This is a genomic window from Bartonella sp. DGB2, assembly GCF_046843095.1.
In the GTDB taxonomy this organism is placed as follows: domain Bacteria; phylum Pseudomonadota; class Alphaproteobacteria; order Rhizobiales; family Rhizobiaceae; genus Bartonella.
Window position 1 is genome coordinate 175,015 of the sequence record NZ_CP177327.1, and the last position, 17,305, is coordinate 192,319.

Genomic DNA, 17,305 nt, shown 5'->3' on the forward strand with positions numbered 1-17,305 from the left:
TTTAATGTGGCAGACGCCACAAATACCATGCAGCGATAGTCCGATAAGGTGCAAGCTCCACTCCAATCACTCGCAGATCTTTAGCTTTAGGAACCTCAGCAAGCCCCTTTAAGCGCTGATAACCTTGACGGATCCCTAAATCATCCACTGGCCATACATCTAAACGTCCCAAACAATCAATCAATAACATTTCAACCGTCCAGCGTCCGACGCCCTTAAGACGGCTTAGCATAGCAATTAAGATTTCATCATCAAGCTTTAAAGCCGATTGATAACTAGGAACAAAACCATCCAAAACGCCTTCGCAAATCTCTAAAATTGTCCTCGCCTTATTGGCTGAATAGCCACAAGAGCGCAACCCCTCAAAGCCTAAGCTCACAATCTGTTGTGGAGTAGGAAAAAAATGTTCGGGAAATAACGCGCCCATGCGCGCTAAAATAGTACGCGCTGCATGCCCACTAATTTGTTGAGCACTCACCGCTCGAATAAGAGCCTCATGAATATCTTGCCCTCCTTCTGGTCGATAATCACAAGGACCGATCTGACTGATAGCGCGCGCCCAATCCGAATCAAGCGCAGCTAAAAAACGCTCACCTTGCTTTATCTTTTCCTGCATCTACCTCCCCCAATAGTAAAGGCGCCCCCGCCATCCTCAACTGGGGCGCTCCTTCTCAGCCCACTTTTTATTGGCAAGAGCCCCACCATTTTCGCGGCGTAAATACACCCGCTGCATCTTCAATTACTGCCCCCAATTGGAATAAGCTTTCTTCTTTAAAGGGCTGGCCGATCAATTGTAGACCCAATGGTAAGCCACTGTTTGAAAGCCCAGCTGGCACCGCTAAAGCAGGCAAGCCTGCCATATTCGCTGTCACGGTAAAAACATCGTTTAAATACATAGCCACTAAATCATTTTTCAAACGCTCTTCACCCACCGCAAAGGCAGGGCTCGGCGTAGCAGGCGTCAAAATAGCATCGACGCCCAAAGCAAAACAATCATCAAAATCGCGTTTGATCAAACTACGCACCTTTTGAGCTTTTAAATAATAAGCATCATAATAACCAGCTGACAGCACATAGGTCCCAATTAAAATACGCCGTTTGACCTCAGCACCAAAACCTGCAGAACGCGTATTTTCATACATTTCAATAATATCTTTACCAGGCACACGCAAACCATAGCGCACCCCATCATAGCGTGCAAGGTTAGAAGACGCCTCTGCAGGCGCTACAATATAATAAGCTGGCAGTGCATATTTGGTATGGGGAAGCGAAGTTTCTACAATTTCCGCGCCCGCCTCGCTCAGCCAATTGATCCCGCTTTGCCACAAAGCATCAATTTCAGGATCAATGCCTTCAAGGCGGTATTCTTTAGGAATAGCGATTTTCATTCCTTTAACCGATTGACCAATAGCCGCTTCATAATCACCCACTGCTATATCCACAGAGGTTGAATCCTTATCGTCAAAGGATGCCATAGATTTTAACAAAATCGCACAATCACGTATCGTGCGGGCAATCGGCCCCGCTTGATCAAGCGAAGAAGCATAAGCAATTACTCCCCAGCGCGAGCAGCGCCCATAAGTTGGCTTAATCCCCACTGTACCGGTAAAGGCAGCAGGCTGGCGGATAGACCCCCCCGTGTCGGTAGCTGTTGCACCCAAGCAAAGTCCAGCTGCTACCGCTGCCGCTGACCCCCCAGACGAACCGCCCGCCACCAAAGCTGTTTCATTTTCCACCGCACGCCATGGATTAACAACGGGCCCATAATACGAAGTTTCATTGGAAGAACCCATGGCGAACTCATCCATATTCAATTTTCCCAGCATCACGGCGCCATCGCGCCATAAATTCGCCGTCACTGTCGATTCATATTTTGGTTTAAAACCATCTAAAATATGCGAACAAGCTTGGCTATGCACATCCCGCGTTGCAAAAAGGTCTTTGATGCCGAGCGGAATACCCTCAAGTGGACCAGCCTCACCTTTTGCCAAGCGTTCATCAGACTGAACCGCCATCGACAAAGCTTGTTCAGGCGTGAAGGCCACATAAGCATTAAGGTCACCATTGGCTTCCTCAATCGCCTCAATGTAAGCTTGCGTAAGATCACGCGCGCTAAAAACACCTTTCTGTAAGGCATCACGCGCTTGGGCAAGAGTTAAATTGGTAAAATTTGTCATCATATCCCTCTTTGAAACAGACCCTCTAGCAAAGAATTTTTATCTTTTATCAGGTCTATTCCACCACTTTAGCCACAACGAAAAAACCCTCTTCGCTCATGGGAGCACTATTCAAAATATCAGCCACTTTATGGCCATCAGAAACTATATCTTCACGCAGGCGTAAAGCCATAGGCTGCACCGAGATAAGTGGTGGGACGCCCTCTACATCCACTTCATTCAGTTGCTCAACAAATCCTAAAATCGCGTTTAATTCTTCGCTTATCCGACCCAATTCTTCGTCACGGATAGCGATACGTGCCAAATGGGCTACCCGCTTTACGGTCTGATTATCAACTGACATATTCGCCTTCCATCAAATCGCCAAACACTATAATCAGGCTATACAAGCCTGTATTCAGAAGTGCAAGGATAGAGTTATAAAAGCATTTTTCCAATCAAAATAAATGTCATTTCTAAAATCTAAGCCATCCTCGTCAAGGCTTAAAAGCCATTTTGATTCATAGGCAATTATCTTTATGATTTTTTGTACATGAAAAATAAAAAATTATTGATATTATGTGTAAAAAAATGTGGGTAGTAAGGTGGAAAACATTTAAAAAGCAAAAAGAACTCTCTATGCCAGCCCCCGATTAGCTTTTCACGCTATTAGTAAAGCCATTCGATGACCGTGATTTATAGATTGGTTGAAAATTAATAATATTAAAACCACAACCAAGCGCTCATTCAGTTGATTGCTGAGCGTGTTTAGCTATGAAGTCTTCAAGTATTGGTATTTTTTACGGTCTTCTGGAAAGCAATAGACGATATCATCTTCCTGAATAAATTGTAACTGCGGTTGAGTACTTGTCCATCTCTAACCAGCGGTATACAATCTTTGTCCACAATACTGTGCTGTAACTTGAAAAAGGATGAGACATTCGCATTTTAGTAAAACGTATTCGGTTTGTTTGTCAAGGCGTACAAAATAAACAGTTCAAGTTTCATCGATTACCGCCGCATCATACCAGCAACTTTTTATATTTGTGCTACTACCCAAGGGATAATCGCTCTTAAAACTTGCTCAAAAGCTTGGTTTAACCCATAAATATAGGCATAATCAGTCTTACCCAAAATATGCGACTCGCCCTTAAAAATATGATTGGCTATAATGGTGCCTGTTCGATCGTCCATAATCCGAACCCCGATAACCACTTGAGCACGCGGCATGGAAGAAGATACATCCACATCAAAGGCTCGAAGATCTGTCAAAATTTGATAATCAATGGCGAGACCGTCATTTGGTCGACCTACCCCGCGAAAATGCTGAACATTCTCGAATGCCTGGGCAAGCCGTGCCTGAATCAGATTAGGCAAGCGATCGCTCCATTGTGCTTTCTTTAAATAGGCCACGCTGGTAGCGGAATATATAAGGATATTTTGACCATCCAAAAATTTTAACGCTTCAGGTATAGGAACCAGAATCTGTGCCTTAGAGGGCGTTGCCGATATACCTAGATAGGTAGGAATGGGTAAATCGAACGTGTTCAGAGTCCTAGTATGACAAGCAGCAAGCATAAAAGGAAGAAGACAAATAGCCATGCCTGCGCGCACGCGCTGATTTTTTTGCCATTTAAAAAAGCTCATCGCCGCGTCCTTCCATCATATTGCGGTACCGAATTACCACCCCCAAAAATTAGACGCTGCGGATTTTTATCTAAATCTTCTAAAGCTCGATCAATACGTTGCAGAGAACGACGTCCGTCCAATACCAAGGCCTCAATATTGCGTAAGCCTTGGCCTGAAAAACGTTTGAGGTTTTCGCTCAAAGGTAAAATATTTTGATTAAGCGAATCTGTTGCCTTTTGAATAGAGATTAGGGTGCTTTGCGCCTGTGCAATCACACTATTCTTATTATTAGGTGAGAGCATAAGCTCAAGATCGGTCATAATTTGATCAACTCGCTTAGAGGAGTCATTAAGCCTCGCCATCATAACATGAGTATCCTCAATGGTTTTTTGAATAGAGTCGCTATTGGCATTTAAGCGGGTAGAAAAATTGCGCATATTATCCACTGTCACGGTTAAAGGCTGCCTTATATCTTCAACAAAACTTTCGAGCTCCCCTAAAACCGCATCAGCCCGAGAAAAAATGTCTTGTGCTGTAGCTAAAAGATTATTTAAAGCAGTAGGATCAGCGTCAATTTGTGCAATTTGGGGTGGTTCATGAGCCGCAGCAGCCTTTAACAAGCTCGGTTCACCTAAGCTACCTCCCTTTAATTCTACAAAGGCCAGCCCGGTTAAACCCTGAAATCCCAAAGTGGCAATGGTGGAGCGGGTAACAGGCGTATCGCTATTCACTTCCGTTTGGGCGATAACCATATTCAAATCGCTGGGGTCTAGCGTAAGACGTCGCACACTCCCCACTCGAATGCCATTAAATAAAACTTGACTTCCCTCACTTAGCCCCGTTACTGACCCAGGAATCCGAATTTCCAAAGGACTTACATTGCGGTGATCATTCCAGCGCGCGATAAATAAAAAGGTGAAAAACGCTACAACCAAAAGCGTTATGGTAAAAATACCGATAAGTACATAATTAGCTTTTGTTTCCATTTCGACCTGCTATTGTTATTGCTTTAGACATATCGTCCATTCATTCTGGCGAACTGGATTGTATATTTCGCGCTTCAGAACCCAATTTTGCTCGCTTAAAATAAGATTGGATCCATGGGTCTTCGATTTGCAGAATAGTACCTAATGTTCCTTGATACTTTACTCTCTTATCCCCCAAAATAGCAATACGATCGCATACGGAACATATGCTGCCTAAATCATGAGTCACCATATAAACGGTCAATCCCAGCGTGTCGCGCAAATCTTTGATCAAAGCATCAAATTCAGCCGCTCCCACAGGATCAAGGCCAGAGGTAGGCTCATCTAAAAAAACAATCGCAGGATCCAACGCCAAAGCGCGCGCAAGCGCTGCCCGTTTTACCATCCCACCAGATAATTCTGCAGGCCTTTTTAAGGCACTATCAGACGCAAGGCCTACTAGGGCTAGCTTTAAATAAGCCAATTCCTCTAGCAATTTCGGTGATAAATCCAAATATTCACGCATCATAACTTGGATATTTTCTAAAACCGTTAAACTGGAAAATAAAGCTCCTCTTTGAAACAAAACCCCTACGCGCATATCAATAACGTTGCGCCGTTGCAAACTAATTTTATCAAGATCCTGTCCAAAAACTTTAATCACCCCGCCTTGTTTCTGATTAAGCCCTAAAATCGTGCGCATTAAAACTGATTTTCCTGCCCCAGATGGTCCAATAAAACCTAAAATCTCACCGCGATAAATGTCAAGATCAAGTCCATCCAATATTGCCTTATCATTAAATCCTACACAAATATTGCGGGCTGTAACAACAGCCTCATTAGGAAGAAACGGATGCGATACAAATGCATTTACTGTTTTCATTGCCCTCTCAAAAATTAACAGCCGCGTAAAAAATAGCAAAAAGCCCGTCCATGATAATCACCATAAATATGGATTTTACTACTGAAGCTGTGACCTTTCGGCCTAAAGATTGAGCGCTTCCGCATACTTTCATGCCTTCTACCGAAGCAATGATACCAATCGCAAGCGCCATAAAGGGGGCTTTGATTAACCCTGCAAAATAACTTGCTGGCATCACAGACTCATGCAAACGGGCGATAAAGGCGTCATAAGAAATGCCCGAGTAAAAATAAGTAATTAACCCTGCTCCGACCAAGGCGGCAATATTAGAAATAGCTGTCAATAATGGCAAAACAATTACTAAAGCGACAAGCCGCGGAAAAACCAGAACTCTTACGGGATTGAGCCCCATTACTTGTAGGGCATCGGTTTCTTGTTGCATTTTCATTGAGCCAATTTCAGCGGTAATAGCACTACCTGATCGACCCGCAATCATAATCGCCGTTAATAAAACCCCAAGCTCACGGAAAACCAATATGCTTACTAAATCAACTACAAAGATTTCAGCGCCAAAAGAGCGCAATTGAAACGCTCCCTGTTGCGCTACAATCGCTCCCACGATAAACGACATTAACACAACGATCGGCAACGCCCCAACGCCTATGTACTCAATTTGACTAACGATCGCTGATAAGCGTGTAGCTGGATGCTTGCGTCTCACCGCGTGATTCCCACAAAGCATGGCGCCCACAATGTGAAGTCCTAAAATAACATCATAAACTACTTGTGTAACAAAAGATCCTATCTCCCTAAAAAATAACATGAATTTAGTTTCATGATATGGATCATCCTGTTTATGTAAAGCGAAAGACGCCTGCCCCACAACGTTAAGAAGCGGCCGCCACCCATCTTTAATACCGCGTAATTCCACTTCAACGCCTCGTTGTTTCAAAGCGAAAAAAAGCCGCATAAACACAAAAGCGCCTGCCGTATCAAAACCAGAGATCTCAGTCGCATCTAAAATAACCAGTTTGCCCTCATGGGCTTCAAGCTCGCGGATCGCATCATCCACCTTGTGAATTGTATGGGTTCCCCAAAAACCACCACAGGAAATTATAAAGCGCTTTCCCTCATAAGAAGCAGCTAAAGTGGGCCCTTTCACGGCTTGCGACATATTTTCCATAGCTGGTTTCTATCCTATGGGGAAATTCAGGACACACATTACAATTTTAAAGAGCATAATAGAATATAAGTAAACGTCAACTACATATCCACATCTTTTGCAAAGAGAACGGATTTAAAACAAGTTTGTGCTAACGTTAAAATATGCGTATATAAATAGCATTGCAATCGCGTTATTCAAGGAGATCAAAGAATGCAGAGAGCACTAAATGGGCGTAAAGCTATCATCTGCGCCTCGAGTCGTGGGCTAGGAAAAGCTTGCGCGCGTGCCTTAGCCGAAAATGGGTGCGCAGTAACCATCAACGGCCGCTCTGCCCAAGCCCTTGAACAAACTGCAAAAGAAATTCGCGAACAAATGGGCGTGCCCGTGACCACTATTCTTGCCGACATTACCTCAACGGCTGTTTATGCCCCCCTCCCTGGACTTGACCTTTCCTCAGGAGTACGAGCCAGCCTTACAGCCTTTCTTGCTGGTATTGCCCGCATGGTTGCGGCACAAAATATTACCATCAATAACATTCTTCCTGGTCCCTTTGTAACTGGTAAACTGCGAGAAAACTTTGCTGCCGCGGCAAAGGTAAGTGGAAAGTCTATAAATGAATTAATGAAAAAACGCCAATCAGAGAACCCTGCTAAAAGGTTTGGACAACCTGAAGAATTGGGACATGCCTATGCCTTTTTTTGCTCAGAAAAATCAGGCTTTATAACAGGGCAAAATCTCATTATTGATGGTGGCGCTTACGCAAGCGCATTTTAATCTGGATATTATATAATGGCAAAAAAATACCAACAAACGTCCCACCAATCGGCCTTTGATGAGGCTGCTCTTGATTACCATAAATACCCTAAACCTGGTAAGCTTGAAATACAAGCCACTAAACCCTTAGGCAACCAGCGGGATTTAGCGCTTGCCTATTCGCCAGGCGTTGCTGCTCCCTGTCTGGAAATTCAAGCTAATCCACAAGCGGCGGCTGATTATACCTCGCGTAGCAATCTTGTAGGCGTTATCTCAAATGGCAGTGCAGTGCTAGGACTTGGCAATATCGGTCCTTTAGCCTCAAAGCCCGTCATGGAAGGCAAGGCTGTTCTCTTTAAAAAATTCGCTAACATTGATGTATTTGATATTGAAATAGCGGCTCAAGATATTCCACAAATTGTTGAAACAATAGCAGCTCTAGAGCCCACATTTGGAGGCATAAATCTCGAAGACATCAAGGCTCCTGAGTGCTTTGAGGTAGAAGAAGCCCTACGCCAACGCATGAAAATCCCTGTTTTCCATGATGACCAACACGGCACCGCGATTATCGTTGCTGCGGCTATCCTCAATGGCCTAGATTTAGCTGGCAAAGATATAACCCAAGCAAAGATCGTCACCTCTGGCGCAGGAGCGGCAGCACTAGCCTGTCTTAACCTCTTGGTGCGGCTTGGTGCGCGGCATGAAAATATTTGGGTAAGCGATTTAGAAGGGGTAGTTTATACAGAGCGTCCTACACTTATGGATCGCTGGAAAGCGGTTTATGCTCAAAAAACCCATGCACGCACCCTTGATGACATTATTAATGGTGCAGATGTATTTTTAGGGCTTTCAGCCGCGGGAGTGTTAAAACCCGCGCTCTTACAAAAAATGGCTGATAAGCCATTAATTATGGCTCTTGCTAACCCCACACCCGAAATTATGCCCGAAGAAGCCGAAAAAGTGCGCCCTGACGCTATGATATGTACAGGCCGCTCTGACTACCCAAACCAAGTCAACAATGTCTTATGCTTTCCATACATTTTTCGCGGTGCACTAGATGTAGGAGCTACCGCTATAAACGAAGAAATGAAAATGGCCGCGGTTCGCGCCATTGCTGCACTCGCACGCGAAGAATCATCCGATATTGTTGCACGTGCCTATGCAAGCGAAGCACCCAGTTTTGGACCACGCTACCTAATTCCCTCCCCGTTTGATCCACGGCTTATTTTGCGCATTGCGCCAGCCGTTGCTCAGGCAGCAATGGAAACTGGTGTTGCAACGCGCCCCATTGATGATCTGGATGCTTATTTAGATGTGCTTAACCGCTTTGTTTTTCGTTCTGGTCTCATCATGAAACCGGTTTTTGCCGCCGCAAAATCAGCCAAGCGCAAAAGAGTTATCTTTTCTGATGGAGAAGATGAACGTGTTTTACGCGCAGCGCAAATTTTGCTTGAAGAAAACATTGCAATCCCAACCCTCATCGGTCGGCCCCAGGTCGTAGAAACACGGCTTGCTCGCTTTGGGCTTAAAATACGCCCTAATATAGATTTTGAACTTATTAACCCAGAAGACGATCCTCGTTACCGCGACTATGTTGACTTATTTCTGTACTATACAGGTCGACGCGGAATTACCCCAGACGTAGCAAAAACCGTTGTTAGAACCTCAACTACCGCCATTGCTGCTTTAGCGGTGATGCGCGAAGAAGCTGACGCCATGATCTGCGGGCTGGGAGGACGCTTTGCTAGAAACTTGCAATTAGTTGAACAAATTATTGGTGTGGATGCTGAAGCGCGTGGGCTTTCCGCCCTCAGCCTTTTAATCAGCCAACGCGGCGCTTTGTTTTTAACTGACACCTATGTTAACCTTAATCCCAAAGCTGAAGAAATTGCCGAGATGACTAAACTTGCTGCCCGAGAAATTACCGCCTTTGGCCTAAAGCCTAAGGCGGCTTTGCTATCCCATTCTAATTTTGGCTCCAAGGATACGGAAAGTGCTCGCAAAATGCGCGAAGCCGCACAAATCTTGGCAGAAAGATACCCCAGCCTAGAATCTGATGGCGAAATGCACGGCGATGCTGCGCTCTCGCAAATCTACCGAGATCGCGTTTTGCCGCATTCGCGCTTAAAAGGCGAAGCAAATTTACTTGTCTTCCCCAATCTTGATGCCGCTAATATCACCTTGAATGTAGTAAAGGTTTTAACAAATTCGCTACATGTAGGCCCCATTTTGTTAGGAACTGCTCGTCCAGCCCATATTCTTACCCCCTCAGTAACCTCACGCGGGATTGTAAATATAACATCCCTAGCCGTCTTAGAGGCAAACCGAAAAACGAGCAAAATTCCCTCAAACATAACCAAATAGCCAATAGAACATAGCCACCAAACCGCCACCTCTTGACGGAAGGACAAGAAACATATAAGCATCGCCAATGCGGCTTTCCGCTAATTGTGGTCTCCACAATAAAAGCAACAAAAAAAGCCCTACTTTAGGGATTTAAAGGATACTTCCATGGCAACTTTTTCTCAAAAGCCGGCTGAAGTGGTAAAGAAATGGGTCATAATCGATGCCGAAGATATCGTTTTAGGACGCCTTGCCACCTTAGTCGCCAACCGCTTACGCGGCAAACACAAACCGACTTTCACCCCTCATGTTGATGACGGCGATAATGTTATTGTGATCAATGCTGACAAAGTGGCTTTGACAGGTAAAAAATATACCAATAAAAAATATTATTGGCACACTGGTTATATTGGTGGGATTAAAGAACGCACAGCACGCCAGATTCTTGAGGGTCGCTTCCCTGAGCGTGTCGTTGAAAAAGCCATTGAGCGGATGATTCCCCGCGGACCATTGGGTCGCCGACAAATGAAAAACCTACGCGTTTATGCTGGTAATCAACACCCCCATGAAGCACAACAGCCCGAAGCTCTTGATGTTGGTGCTCTTAACCGCAAAAACAAAAGGAACGCTTAATTATGGCTGAGATAAATTCCCTATCCGAGCTTGGTACCGCTACAGCTGTACAAGAAGCCTCTACTTCTGCTCCCGTTCATATCCAAAAGCTTGACGCTCAGGGGCGCGCCTACGCTACGGGCAAACGCAAAGATGCCATAGCCCGTGTGTGGGTAAAACCAGGTAGCGGCAAGATCGTTATCAACGATAAAACCTTTGATCAATATTTTGCTCGCCCAGTTTTGCAAATGATTTTGCGTCAACCTATCGTTGCTACCAATCGCGACGGTCAATTCGATATTATCGCTACAGTTTCAGGTGGTGGACTATCAGGACAAGCTGGTGCTGTACGTCATGGCCTTTCCAAAGCGCTTACCTATTATGAGCCTGCTTTGCGAAGCATTCTAAAAAAAGGTGGGTTCTTGACCCGCGATAGTCGCGTAGTTGAAAGAAAGAAATACGGCAAGGCCAAAGCCCGTCGTTCATTCCAATTCTCCAAACGCTAATTATTTTTTTCAAAACCCCGCCAAGGCGGGGTTTTTTTATACCCATATATAAAAGCTTCATAAACTTCTCTTTACCAATTGTGATAATTCAATATCATAGTTAACGCTAAAAACCGCGTAATATAGCCAAAGTTTGCGGTTTATTATATTGATTTTTCCGTTTTTACTTACCTTCCATAGTTCATAGCACAGCTCCATATTGCCATAAACTGACCCCGCCCCATTTACGTTTAATAAAATATAAATCGTAGGAAAAGTTCGCTGTGCGTCAGAGGGCAAAATGTGGCCAAACTACTGGAGTAAAATAAAAAAAATATCCACTGCAACCTGCCTTTCCAGGGCTATTTCCTTATGCTTGTGCTTTTGGTTCATGAGCGAAGTAAGAATTGCGGTCGGACAAACCGCGCCCCATGCGCCGTCCCTTGTATCGCACCCAAGTAAACTACGAAACGGAAAAAATTCTTTTACCCGCTCCCAAATTCTTGCCTATCTACAAAAAAAAGGATTCACAAAAATTACAAGCCTTCGCCTTGATGAGCAGGGGATATGGCGTGCTTTAATCCTTTATAAGGAACGAACTTTCTTGGTATCCGTTGATTACACTGGTGAGATAAGCATCGAATCCTTTCCAAACGATTAAAAGGAAAAAAATGGCGGACAAATCTATTTTATTTTTACGTTTTGTTGATAGGCGTGGAGTCAAAATCATTTATAAGAAATTAAAAGAGCCGCTCTTAATTGGCATGCTTATAGGCTCCGTTTCTGGCTCTATATCGGCAAGCTTATGTGCTTATGGGTATTTGGCCATTCCTGGTGTAGGCCCACTCATCCTTAAGGGCCGCGCTTTAGTCATTATGTTAGGCTCATCTACTGGGGCTTTCTCAGGAATTTTTTTAGCAGGGACGTTAGGACTCCTCACTCAGGCTTTCGTAGAAAAATTTCGCTTATAGGTGCTATATCGAAAACGATTTGAGCCTATATCTAAAAAACACCTCTTTGCACACCTAATCAAATAATGTTAGAGAATTGTTTTTCCCATAAATAGGTAATCTCTTGTCTTTTCTTACGCAAAGCCTCGTACTAGACGGCCTAACCTTACGAAATCGCGTATTTTTAGCGCCCATGTCAGGGGTAAGCGATCTACCTTTTCGCCAGCGCTGTTGGGCGGCTGGGGCTGGCATGGTTGTTTCAGAAATGGTAGCAAGCGCAGAGTTATGCAAAGGCATCAAAGAAAGCCATATACGTTTAGAAAATGCGGGTCTCCCGCAACATATTGTCCAATTAGCGGGATGCGAGACAGAATGGATAGCGCGCGCTGCATGTATCGCAGTTGATTATGGAGCTCATATGATTGATATCAATATGGGCTGCCCTGCAAAAAAAGTCACAGGTGGCGCTTCAGGCGCCGCGCTTATGCGTGACGTAAAGAACGCAATGAAACTTATTGAATCAGTTATCAAAGTTGTTCAAGTTCCCGTCTCAGTTAAAATGCGTTTAGGCTGGGATGAATACTCTATAAATGCGCCCACCCTCGCTTTTCAAGCTCAACAAGCAGGGGTTTCTATGATCACTGTTCATGGCCGTACGCGGATGCAATTTTACCAGGGTGAAGCCAATTGGGACGCGATTAAAGCTGTGCGCGATAAAATCACCATACCTTTGGTCGTTAACGGCGACATATGCAACCGCCATGATGCTGATAAAGCTATCCGTGCATGCGGAGCCGATGCGGTTATGATTGGCCGTGCCACTTGCGGCCAACCTTGGCTTTTTAGTTTTATAAACAAAAGCACCTTCAATCACCCTCTCTCCACCTACATAAAAGATCACTACATCTCAATGCTGAATCATTATGGTGATAAAATAGGATTGCGCCATGCGCGTAAACATTTAGGCTGGTACTTAGAAAAGCACGCTCCAACTGCTCTCCAGTCCCATAAATATGCTCTTTTGACCGAAACTGATCCCCGCCTTGTCCTCAGTCTTATCGATGAAATCTTTGCAATCAGCTCAAAAAACGTAGTTACTAGCACCACTTGGTAATAAAATGCTTTTTCATCGCTCAGCCCTCTCTAGAATACAAAGATATTTATTCCATTGACCTTTAAACAAATTTTTGCCATGTAAGGGTAAAATTGGGTTCTGTCTATCAAAACCCGATTCCTAACTATCTCTTCCCAAAGGCTCACCTTATTTAAGGAGGGGTGGCCGAGCGGTTTAAGGCACCGGTCTTGAAAACCGGCGTGCAGGAGACTGTACCGTGGGTTCGAATCCCACCCCCTCCGCCATTGTCTAATAAAATCAAAGGCTTAATACAAGGTGCGGGATTTTTTTCCTTATTGATTTTATTTATCTTTTTTAGCATTATCCCGTACCTTTCTGAAGCTTTTTAATGGCCTCTAAAGCGAGTCGCTTTCTGTCAGCTGTCTTTGTATAGAGAGATGCCATTTTATCCTCTGTCCATCCAAAAAGCGCTTTCAATTGAGCAACAGTTGCTCCTGAATTTGCCGCTCTCGTTGCCGCTAATTTGCGCAAGCCATGGGCAGACTTTTTAATGCCCGCCGCGTTACATGCTTCACGAAACAAATTGCCAAAACTTTCTTTCGTAAGCTTATTGCCTCCTTTTCCGCATATGAAGGTTTCATCCCCCGTTGGTCCTGCTTCAAGCGTTGTTAAAAGCTCGGGTAAGATAGGTAAAAATACATCTGTTTGAAATTGGCTCTTTTCTGTCTTTAAGTGGATAACATCATCTTCGACATCTTTCCAACCAATCCGTACCGCGTCACCACGTCGAAGACCAGTGTATAGCAATACATCAATCCACACGCGTTCACGGGTACCTATTGGCCAACACCAATAATATTTTTCGATATCATCTTCTTGCCACGGGCTAAAACCTGCTGAATTAAGTGCTTTGGGCGCTTTAATATTATAAGCAGGGTTTTTTCCTAAAAGAGCATTATCAACTGCCCATTTAAAAAGGCCATTAACGGTTGTTAAAAAATGTTTTGCCGCCGCGGGTGTCGCGCGTCTTCTCTCTACGGCATCCAAAATATGGGCGCGCTCTATGCTCTTATAAGCACGGTCGCCAATTTGGCGTGAAATATTTTTTAAAATTCGCTGTTTTACTTGCTGTGTAGACTTTGATTGATTATGCCACTGAACGCTTTGAAAATATTGTTGCAAAAGCCAGTCAAAAGACCCTTCAATGAGTTTGGCTTGTTTAACTTCGCGCCGACCACCATCCCGCGCTTGGGCTATAGCAAGATTATAATTATCAACGAACTCTTGTGTACCGTAAGTGCCCTCTACCCTAATGCGCGGGCCGTGCATAATACGTACATACCATATCGTCTTACCATGGCGAGTGCGTTCACGTACAAGATGAGGGGGGCGTGGTTTGGGCATCGCTTAAAACTTCATATCAGCGACAGGACGGCAAACTGGCGTAAGTGCTAATTGGTCGCCATCGGTTTCATAGGCTGGAAGAAAATCATCAATCGTATAAGCGTTCGATGTAGATTGAGCAGGCGTAATATCTTTATGTAGATAAATCACAACCTCGCCATCTGGTCTGATAGCTATACGGTCACAGCCTAGCTTCTTGGCTTCACGCAAAGCGCGGGCGATAGCTGGTTGGGTTATGGTAGGAGGTCGGTGTCCCATATATCTTGCTCCATTAGCTGTAAATCTTCTCTTATCATCCTATCGCGCTGGATTTGGCGGTAAGCTTATCCTCAAGAGCCTGCACCTCTTCAAGGAAGGCATGCACACATGCTTCTATCTCTTGAATGCGTGCCTCATCACGCCATAGGCGCTTGATCTCACTCCTTAAGCTTGCATTCCTTTCGCTAAAGCGTGGGTCAAAACTAATAAAATCCACCCATTGCCGCCCCGTGCACGCCAGTTGAAACTGCATCTGGGCTTGCCATTTGGGCTTAATAATCCCATCAATTAAAAAGCGGGCATGAGTGGTGGAATGGGGGCATTTGATCTCTATCAGACCATCATCACCTACCAAGCCATCTGGGCTTGCCCCCGCCATGGCAATACTAGGGTGGGGAATAAAGCCACAAGCACTAACCTCATGCCCTGTCATAAAGCTATAGTCTTCCAAGGCATCATACTCATGATCAATGCCCCATTGCATGGCCGCCGTTACATAGGTCTCTATCGCCTTGCCGGTAAGCCGCTCGGTCAATAGCTGGATCTTATAATCCTCATAGTCCGCGCTTGGCAGGCCTTTTGCTGTTCTATTTATACAACGCAATACACCTTAGAGGCAGTTACTTTGCCAAGGCGGGCATCAAACCATGCGGCAGTTCTTTGTTCCATATGAACCTCTAAGCAACAGAAAGGGTTTGCGCTTGTGAACTGTGCAAAGCTTGTTTCTTTTTAAGCAGTTGCAAAAGCGTTTGCGCTTGGCTTTGCGATAGGCTTTCAAAGCTTGATGCATGAACCGATGCTAGGGCTTTTGCCTCGTCTGTTTCTGTATCCAAGATCAGCTGTTGCACCACGGCAAGCGTTTCTGCATCGGCAAAGACTTCTTGGCTTTCTGATACGGGGGCATTTAAGCGTGTTGCTTCGTCTTCATCATAGATACCAGAGAAGCCAAAGGCATAACGGGCACATTGGATAGTCGCCTTATGGCGTAGCATACGGGCAGGCCATTTACGCCATGGGTCGGTTTGCTGTTGACATTCTTTTAGATATTCCGTGACCTCTATTGGGTCTTTAATGCTTTTGAGCCGTATTGAGCAGGGTAATGGATATGAGATTGCCTGCTTGGTCGAAATGATCTTTAAAGGTCATGCCATCAAAGGCTGGATTAGATTTTATGATTTTAATCCAGCCATCAATGGACACAATGGGTGTGATACCGCCACCACGTTTTGGGAACGCGTAAATCTCTTTTGTTAGAGGATTAAGGCCGTAGGTATTGGCAACGGAAATAAAGGCGGCGAATTCTTCTGCCGCTATATTGCCTGTCATGCAAGTTTTCATAATGGTTTGGCGAAAGGCCTCTTCTGAGAAGCCATAGTTGCTTGCCATAAGAGCAAGGGGGGATTGAACAAGTTGTGTCATTAGTGGTTTCTCCTAAGCTGGGGTGGTGGAGGTAGTCGTGATACGGGTATAGCCGCTGATACAATCATTGCCTGCAATTGTTATGGAGGCGGCAATATGCGTGTTGCCTGAAATCTGCGCATTGCCGCCAACACGTGCATTGCCCCAAACTTCTGCATTGTCTGAAATCTGCGCATGGCCTGAAACTTTCGCGTTGCCTGAAATGCGCGCATCGCCAAAAATCTTCGCATCGCCAAAAACCTGCGCATCATCTGAAACCTCCGCATCGCCAAAAACCCGCGCATCGTCAAAAATCTGCGCATTGCTAAGAACACATGCAGTATCAAAAACACATGCATCATCACCGATCCAGCAGGTGCCATTATGGCTTAGGCGGTATTTGTTCTCAACAAAGCCGCCCAAGTCTCCAGCTTTGATATCGCCAAAGTCGCGTAGGGCTTTGATACGGTATAGTGTACGGCCGTCGATTTCTTTTGTTTCTTGAGTCAGTTCGTATTTCTTTTCCATGCCTATTCCCCTGTGATGACTGTGTCGCCGTCTATTACCCTGTCACCATCAATATGCGCATGGCCTGAAACTTTCGCGTTGCCTGAAACATACGCATCGCCTGAAACCTGCGCATTTTCTGTAACTTGTGCATGATCGAAAATCCACGCATGGCCTGAAACAGAAGCGTTGCGTGAAACTTCCGCATGGCCTGTTACACGCGCATGATTTTTAACGATCGCGTGGCCTGAAATGTGCGCGCTATCACTAACCAACGCATCATCACAAACCCGCGCATCGTTGAAGATATGTGCATTGCCTGAAACTTCCGCATGGCCTGAAACTTTCGCGTTGTCTGAAATAAACGCATTCCAATAAATCTTTGCGTTGCCTGAAACCTGCGCATTGCCGAAAACCTGCGCATCGCTAAAAACACACGCATATTCAAAAACCCGCCCATCATCGCCAACCCAACAATCGCCTTTATGGCTTAGGTTGTATTCACTCTCAACAAAGCCGCCCTTATCGCCTTTTTTGACGTTTCCAAAATCGCGTAAGGCTTGGATACGATAGAGTTTATGGCCGTTTACGGTGATGCTTTCATCTCTCAACAAGCGATATTTTGGACTTAGAGACGTCATGTTAAATTCCTTTGGTATGATTAAGTGGCGATCAAGACAAACCATCCGAGCGCGAAGAGGGTTAGAAAGCCTAGGCATTCAACGATACAGATTAAGGCTTCT

The 17,305-nt window shown here is 44.9% G+C and carries 20 protein-coding genes, 1 tRNA gene and 1 pseudogene; 8 read left to right on the forward strand and 14 right to left on the reverse strand.

What is annotated here, in order from left to right; translation table 11 throughout:
- Position 1: 1 nt before the first annotated feature.
- The 7 genes from ACK28X_RS08850 to ACK28X_RS08880 form a co-directional block, all read right to left on the reverse strand.
- A complete protein-coding gene (locus ACK28X_RS08850) occupies positions 2–616 on the reverse strand; it encodes a DNA-3-methyladenine glycosylase family protein (RefSeq protein WP_412058562.1) in 615 nt (204 codons plus the stop codon).
- A 67-nt stretch (positions 617–683) separates the two neighbouring features.
- Complete coding sequence (gene gatA / locus ACK28X_RS08855; RefSeq protein WP_412058686.1) at positions 684–2,177, reverse strand: Asp-tRNA(Asn)/Glu-tRNA(Gln) amidotransferase subunit GatA; 1,494 nt, start codon at positions 2,175–2,177, stop codon at positions 684–686.
- A 55-nt stretch (positions 2,178–2,232) separates the two neighbouring features.
- Positions 2,233–2,520, reverse strand: a complete 288-nt coding sequence (gene gatC / locus ACK28X_RS08860) for an Asp-tRNA(Asn)/Glu-tRNA(Gln) amidotransferase subunit GatC (protein ID WP_412058563.1) — start codon at positions 2,518–2,520, stop codon at positions 2,233–2,235.
- A gap of 674 nt (positions 2,521–3,194) precedes the next feature.
- Complete coding sequence (locus tag ACK28X_RS08865; protein ID WP_412058564.1) at positions 3,195–3,803, reverse strand: ABC-type transport auxiliary lipoprotein family protein; 609 nt, start codon at positions 3,801–3,803, stop codon at positions 3,195–3,197.
- Positions 3,800–4,771, reverse strand: a complete 972-nt coding sequence (locus tag ACK28X_RS08870; RefSeq protein WP_412058565.1) for an MlaD family protein — start codon at positions 4,769–4,771, stop codon at positions 3,800–3,802. The genes ACK28X_RS08865 and ACK28X_RS08870 overlap by 4 nt, the downstream gene beginning before the upstream one ends.
- Before the next feature lie 40 nt (positions 4,772–4,811).
- A complete protein-coding gene (locus tag ACK28X_RS08875) occupies positions 4,812–5,633 on the reverse strand; it encodes an ABC transporter ATP-binding protein (protein ID WP_412058566.1) in 822 nt (273 codons plus the stop codon).
- 7 nt (positions 5,634–5,640) lie between these two features.
- Positions 5,641–6,795: an ABC transporter permease gene (locus ACK28X_RS08880; protein WP_412058567.1), complete on the reverse strand. Its 1,155-nt coding sequence runs from the start codon at positions 6,793–6,795 to the stop codon at positions 5,641–5,643.
- Positions 6,796–6,987: 192 nt separating this feature from the next.
- On the opposite strand from ACK28X_RS08880, the gene ACK28X_RS08885 reads away from it, so the two are divergent.
- From ACK28X_RS08885 to ACK28X_RS08920, 8 genes are all read left to right on the forward strand, one after another.
- Positions 6,988–7,551, forward strand: coding sequence for an SDR family oxidoreductase (locus tag ACK28X_RS08885; protein ID WP_412058568.1), 564 nt, complete (start codon positions 6,988–6,990; stop codon positions 7,549–7,551).
- 15 nt (positions 7,552–7,566) lie between these two features.
- A complete protein-coding gene (locus tag ACK28X_RS08890; protein WP_412058569.1) occupies positions 7,567–9,894 on the forward strand; it encodes an NADP-dependent malic enzyme in 2,328 nt (775 codons plus the stop codon).
- Between the two features lie 147 nt (positions 9,895–10,041).
- Positions 10,042–10,506, forward strand: a complete 465-nt coding sequence (rplM, locus tag ACK28X_RS08895; RefSeq protein ID WP_412058570.1) for a 50S ribosomal protein L13 — start codon at positions 10,042–10,044, stop codon at positions 10,504–10,506.
- A 2-nt stretch (positions 10,507–10,508) separates the two neighbouring features.
- Positions 10,509–10,991 (forward strand): 30S ribosomal protein S9, encoded by a 483-nt coding sequence (rpsI, locus tag ACK28X_RS08900; protein WP_412058571.1) that lies wholly within the window; start codon positions 10,509–10,511, stop codon positions 10,989–10,991.
- Between the two features lie 370 nt (positions 10,992–11,361).
- Positions 11,362–11,631, forward strand: a complete 270-nt coding sequence (locus tag ACK28X_RS08905) for a hypothetical protein (protein WP_412058572.1) — start codon at positions 11,362–11,364, stop codon at positions 11,629–11,631.
- Between the two features lie 10 nt (positions 11,632–11,641).
- Positions 11,642–11,941: a hypothetical protein gene (locus ACK28X_RS08910; protein WP_412058573.1), complete on the forward strand. Its 300-nt coding sequence runs from the start codon at positions 11,642–11,644 to the stop codon at positions 11,939–11,941.
- A 103-nt stretch (positions 11,942–12,044) separates the two neighbouring features.
- Entirely contained in the window at positions 12,045–13,034 is a 990-nt protein-coding gene (gene dusB, locus ACK28X_RS08915) for a tRNA dihydrouridine synthase DusB (RefSeq protein ID WP_412058574.1), read from the forward strand.
- A 155-nt stretch (positions 13,035–13,189) separates the two neighbouring features.
- Positions 13,190–13,279, forward strand: a tRNA-Ser gene (locus tag ACK28X_RS08920).
- 76 nt (positions 13,280–13,355) lie between these two features.
- Here the strand turns inward: ACK28X_RS08920 and ACK28X_RS08925 are convergent.
- The 7 genes and pseudogenes from ACK28X_RS08925 to ACK28X_RS08955 form a co-directional block, all read right to left on the reverse strand.
- Complete coding sequence (locus ACK28X_RS08925) at positions 13,356–14,399, reverse strand: tyrosine-type recombinase/integrase (RefSeq protein ID WP_412058575.1); 1,044 nt, start codon at positions 14,397–14,399, stop codon at positions 13,356–13,358.
- 3 nt (positions 14,400–14,402) lie between these two features.
- Positions 14,403–14,657: a hypothetical protein gene (locus ACK28X_RS08930; protein ID WP_412058576.1), complete on the reverse strand. Its 255-nt coding sequence runs from the start codon at positions 14,655–14,657 to the stop codon at positions 14,403–14,405.
- A 34-nt stretch (positions 14,658–14,691) separates the two neighbouring features.
- Positions 14,692–15,326, reverse strand: a pseudogene (locus ACK28X_RS08935) (lambda exonuclease family protein).
- An 8-nt stretch (positions 15,327–15,334) separates the two neighbouring features.
- Complete coding sequence (locus ACK28X_RS08940; protein ID WP_412058687.1) at positions 15,335–15,790, reverse strand: recombinase RecT; 456 nt, start codon at positions 15,788–15,790, stop codon at positions 15,335–15,337.
- Positions 15,726–16,076, reverse strand: a complete 351-nt coding sequence (locus tag ACK28X_RS08945; protein ID WP_412058577.1) for a recombinase RecT — start codon at positions 16,074–16,076, stop codon at positions 15,726–15,728. Before ACK28X_RS08945 ends, ACK28X_RS08940 begins: the two co-directional genes overlap by 65 nt.
- A gap of 12 nt (positions 16,077–16,088) precedes the next feature.
- Positions 16,089–16,583 (reverse strand): hypothetical protein, encoded by a 495-nt coding sequence (locus ACK28X_RS08950; RefSeq protein WP_412058578.1) that lies wholly within the window; start codon positions 16,581–16,583, stop codon positions 16,089–16,091.
- A gap of 2 nt (positions 16,584–16,585) precedes the next feature.
- The gene (locus ACK28X_RS08955) at positions 16,586–17,281 is read right to left on the reverse strand and encodes a hypothetical protein (RefSeq protein WP_412058243.1); all 696 of its coding nucleotides are present in this window, start codon (positions 17,279–17,281) and stop codon (positions 16,586–16,588) included.
- Positions 17,282–17,305 lie beyond the last annotated feature (24 nt).

Bases quoted from the DNA above. Each gene is read 5' to 3' on its own strand.
- ACK28X_RS08850 (WP_412058562.1), bottom strand. From the start codon at position 616: ATGCAGGAAAAGATAAAGCAAGGTGAGCGTTTTTTAGCTGCGCTTGAT.
- gatA (WP_412058686.1), bottom strand. From the start codon at position 2,177: ATGACAAATTTTACCAATTTAACTCTTGCCCAAGCGCGTGATGCCTTA.
- gatC (WP_412058563.1), bottom strand. From the start codon at position 2,520: ATGTCAGTTGATAATCAGACCGTAAAGCGGGTAGCCCATTTGGCACGT.
- ACK28X_RS08865 (WP_412058564.1), bottom strand. From the start codon at position 3,803: ATGAGCTTTTTTAAATGGCAAAAAAATCAGCGCGTGCGCGCAGGCATG.
- ACK28X_RS08870 (WP_412058565.1), bottom strand. From the start codon at position 4,771: ATGGAAACAAAAGCTAATTATGTACTTATCGGTATTTTTACCATAACG.
- ACK28X_RS08875 (WP_412058566.1), bottom strand. From the start codon at position 5,633: ATGAAAACAGTAAATGCATTTGTATCGCATCCGTTTCTTCCTAATGAG.
- ACK28X_RS08880 (WP_412058567.1), bottom strand. From the start codon at position 6,795: ATGGAAAATATGTCGCAAGCCGTGAAAGGGCCCACTTTAGCTGCTTCT.
- ACK28X_RS08885 (WP_412058568.1), top strand. From the start codon at position 6,988: ATGCAGAGAGCACTAAATGGGCGTAAAGCTATCATCTGCGCCTCGAGT.
- ACK28X_RS08890 (WP_412058569.1), top strand. From the start codon at position 7,567: ATGGCAAAAAAATACCAACAAACGTCCCACCAATCGGCCTTTGATGAG.
- rplM (WP_412058570.1), top strand. From the start codon at position 10,042: ATGGCAACTTTTTCTCAAAAGCCGGCTGAAGTGGTAAAGAAATGGGTC.
- rpsI (WP_412058571.1), top strand. From the start codon at position 10,509: ATGGCTGAGATAAATTCCCTATCCGAGCTTGGTACCGCTACAGCTGTA.
- ACK28X_RS08905 (WP_412058572.1), top strand. From the start codon at position 11,362: ATGAGCGAAGTAAGAATTGCGGTCGGACAAACCGCGCCCCATGCGCCG.
- ACK28X_RS08910 (WP_412058573.1), top strand. From the start codon at position 11,642: ATGGCGGACAAATCTATTTTATTTTTACGTTTTGTTGATAGGCGTGGA.
- ACK28X_RS08925 (WP_412058575.1), bottom strand. From the start codon at position 14,399: ATGCCCAAACCACGCCCCCCTCATCTTGTACGTGAACGCACTCGCCAT.
- ACK28X_RS08930 (WP_412058576.1), bottom strand. From the start codon at position 14,657: ATGGGACACCGACCTCCTACCATAACCCAACCAGCTATCGCCCGCGCT.
- ACK28X_RS08945 (WP_412058577.1), bottom strand. From the start codon at position 16,076: ATGACACAACTTGTTCAATCCCCCCTTGCTCTTATGGCAAGCAACTAT.
- ACK28X_RS08950 (WP_412058578.1), bottom strand. From the start codon at position 16,583: ATGGAAAAGAAATACGAACTGACTCAAGAAACAAAAGAAATCGACGGC.
- ACK28X_RS08955 (WP_412058243.1), bottom strand. From the start codon at position 17,281: ATGCCTAGGCTTTCTAACCCTCTTCGCGCTCGGATGGTTTGTCTTGAT.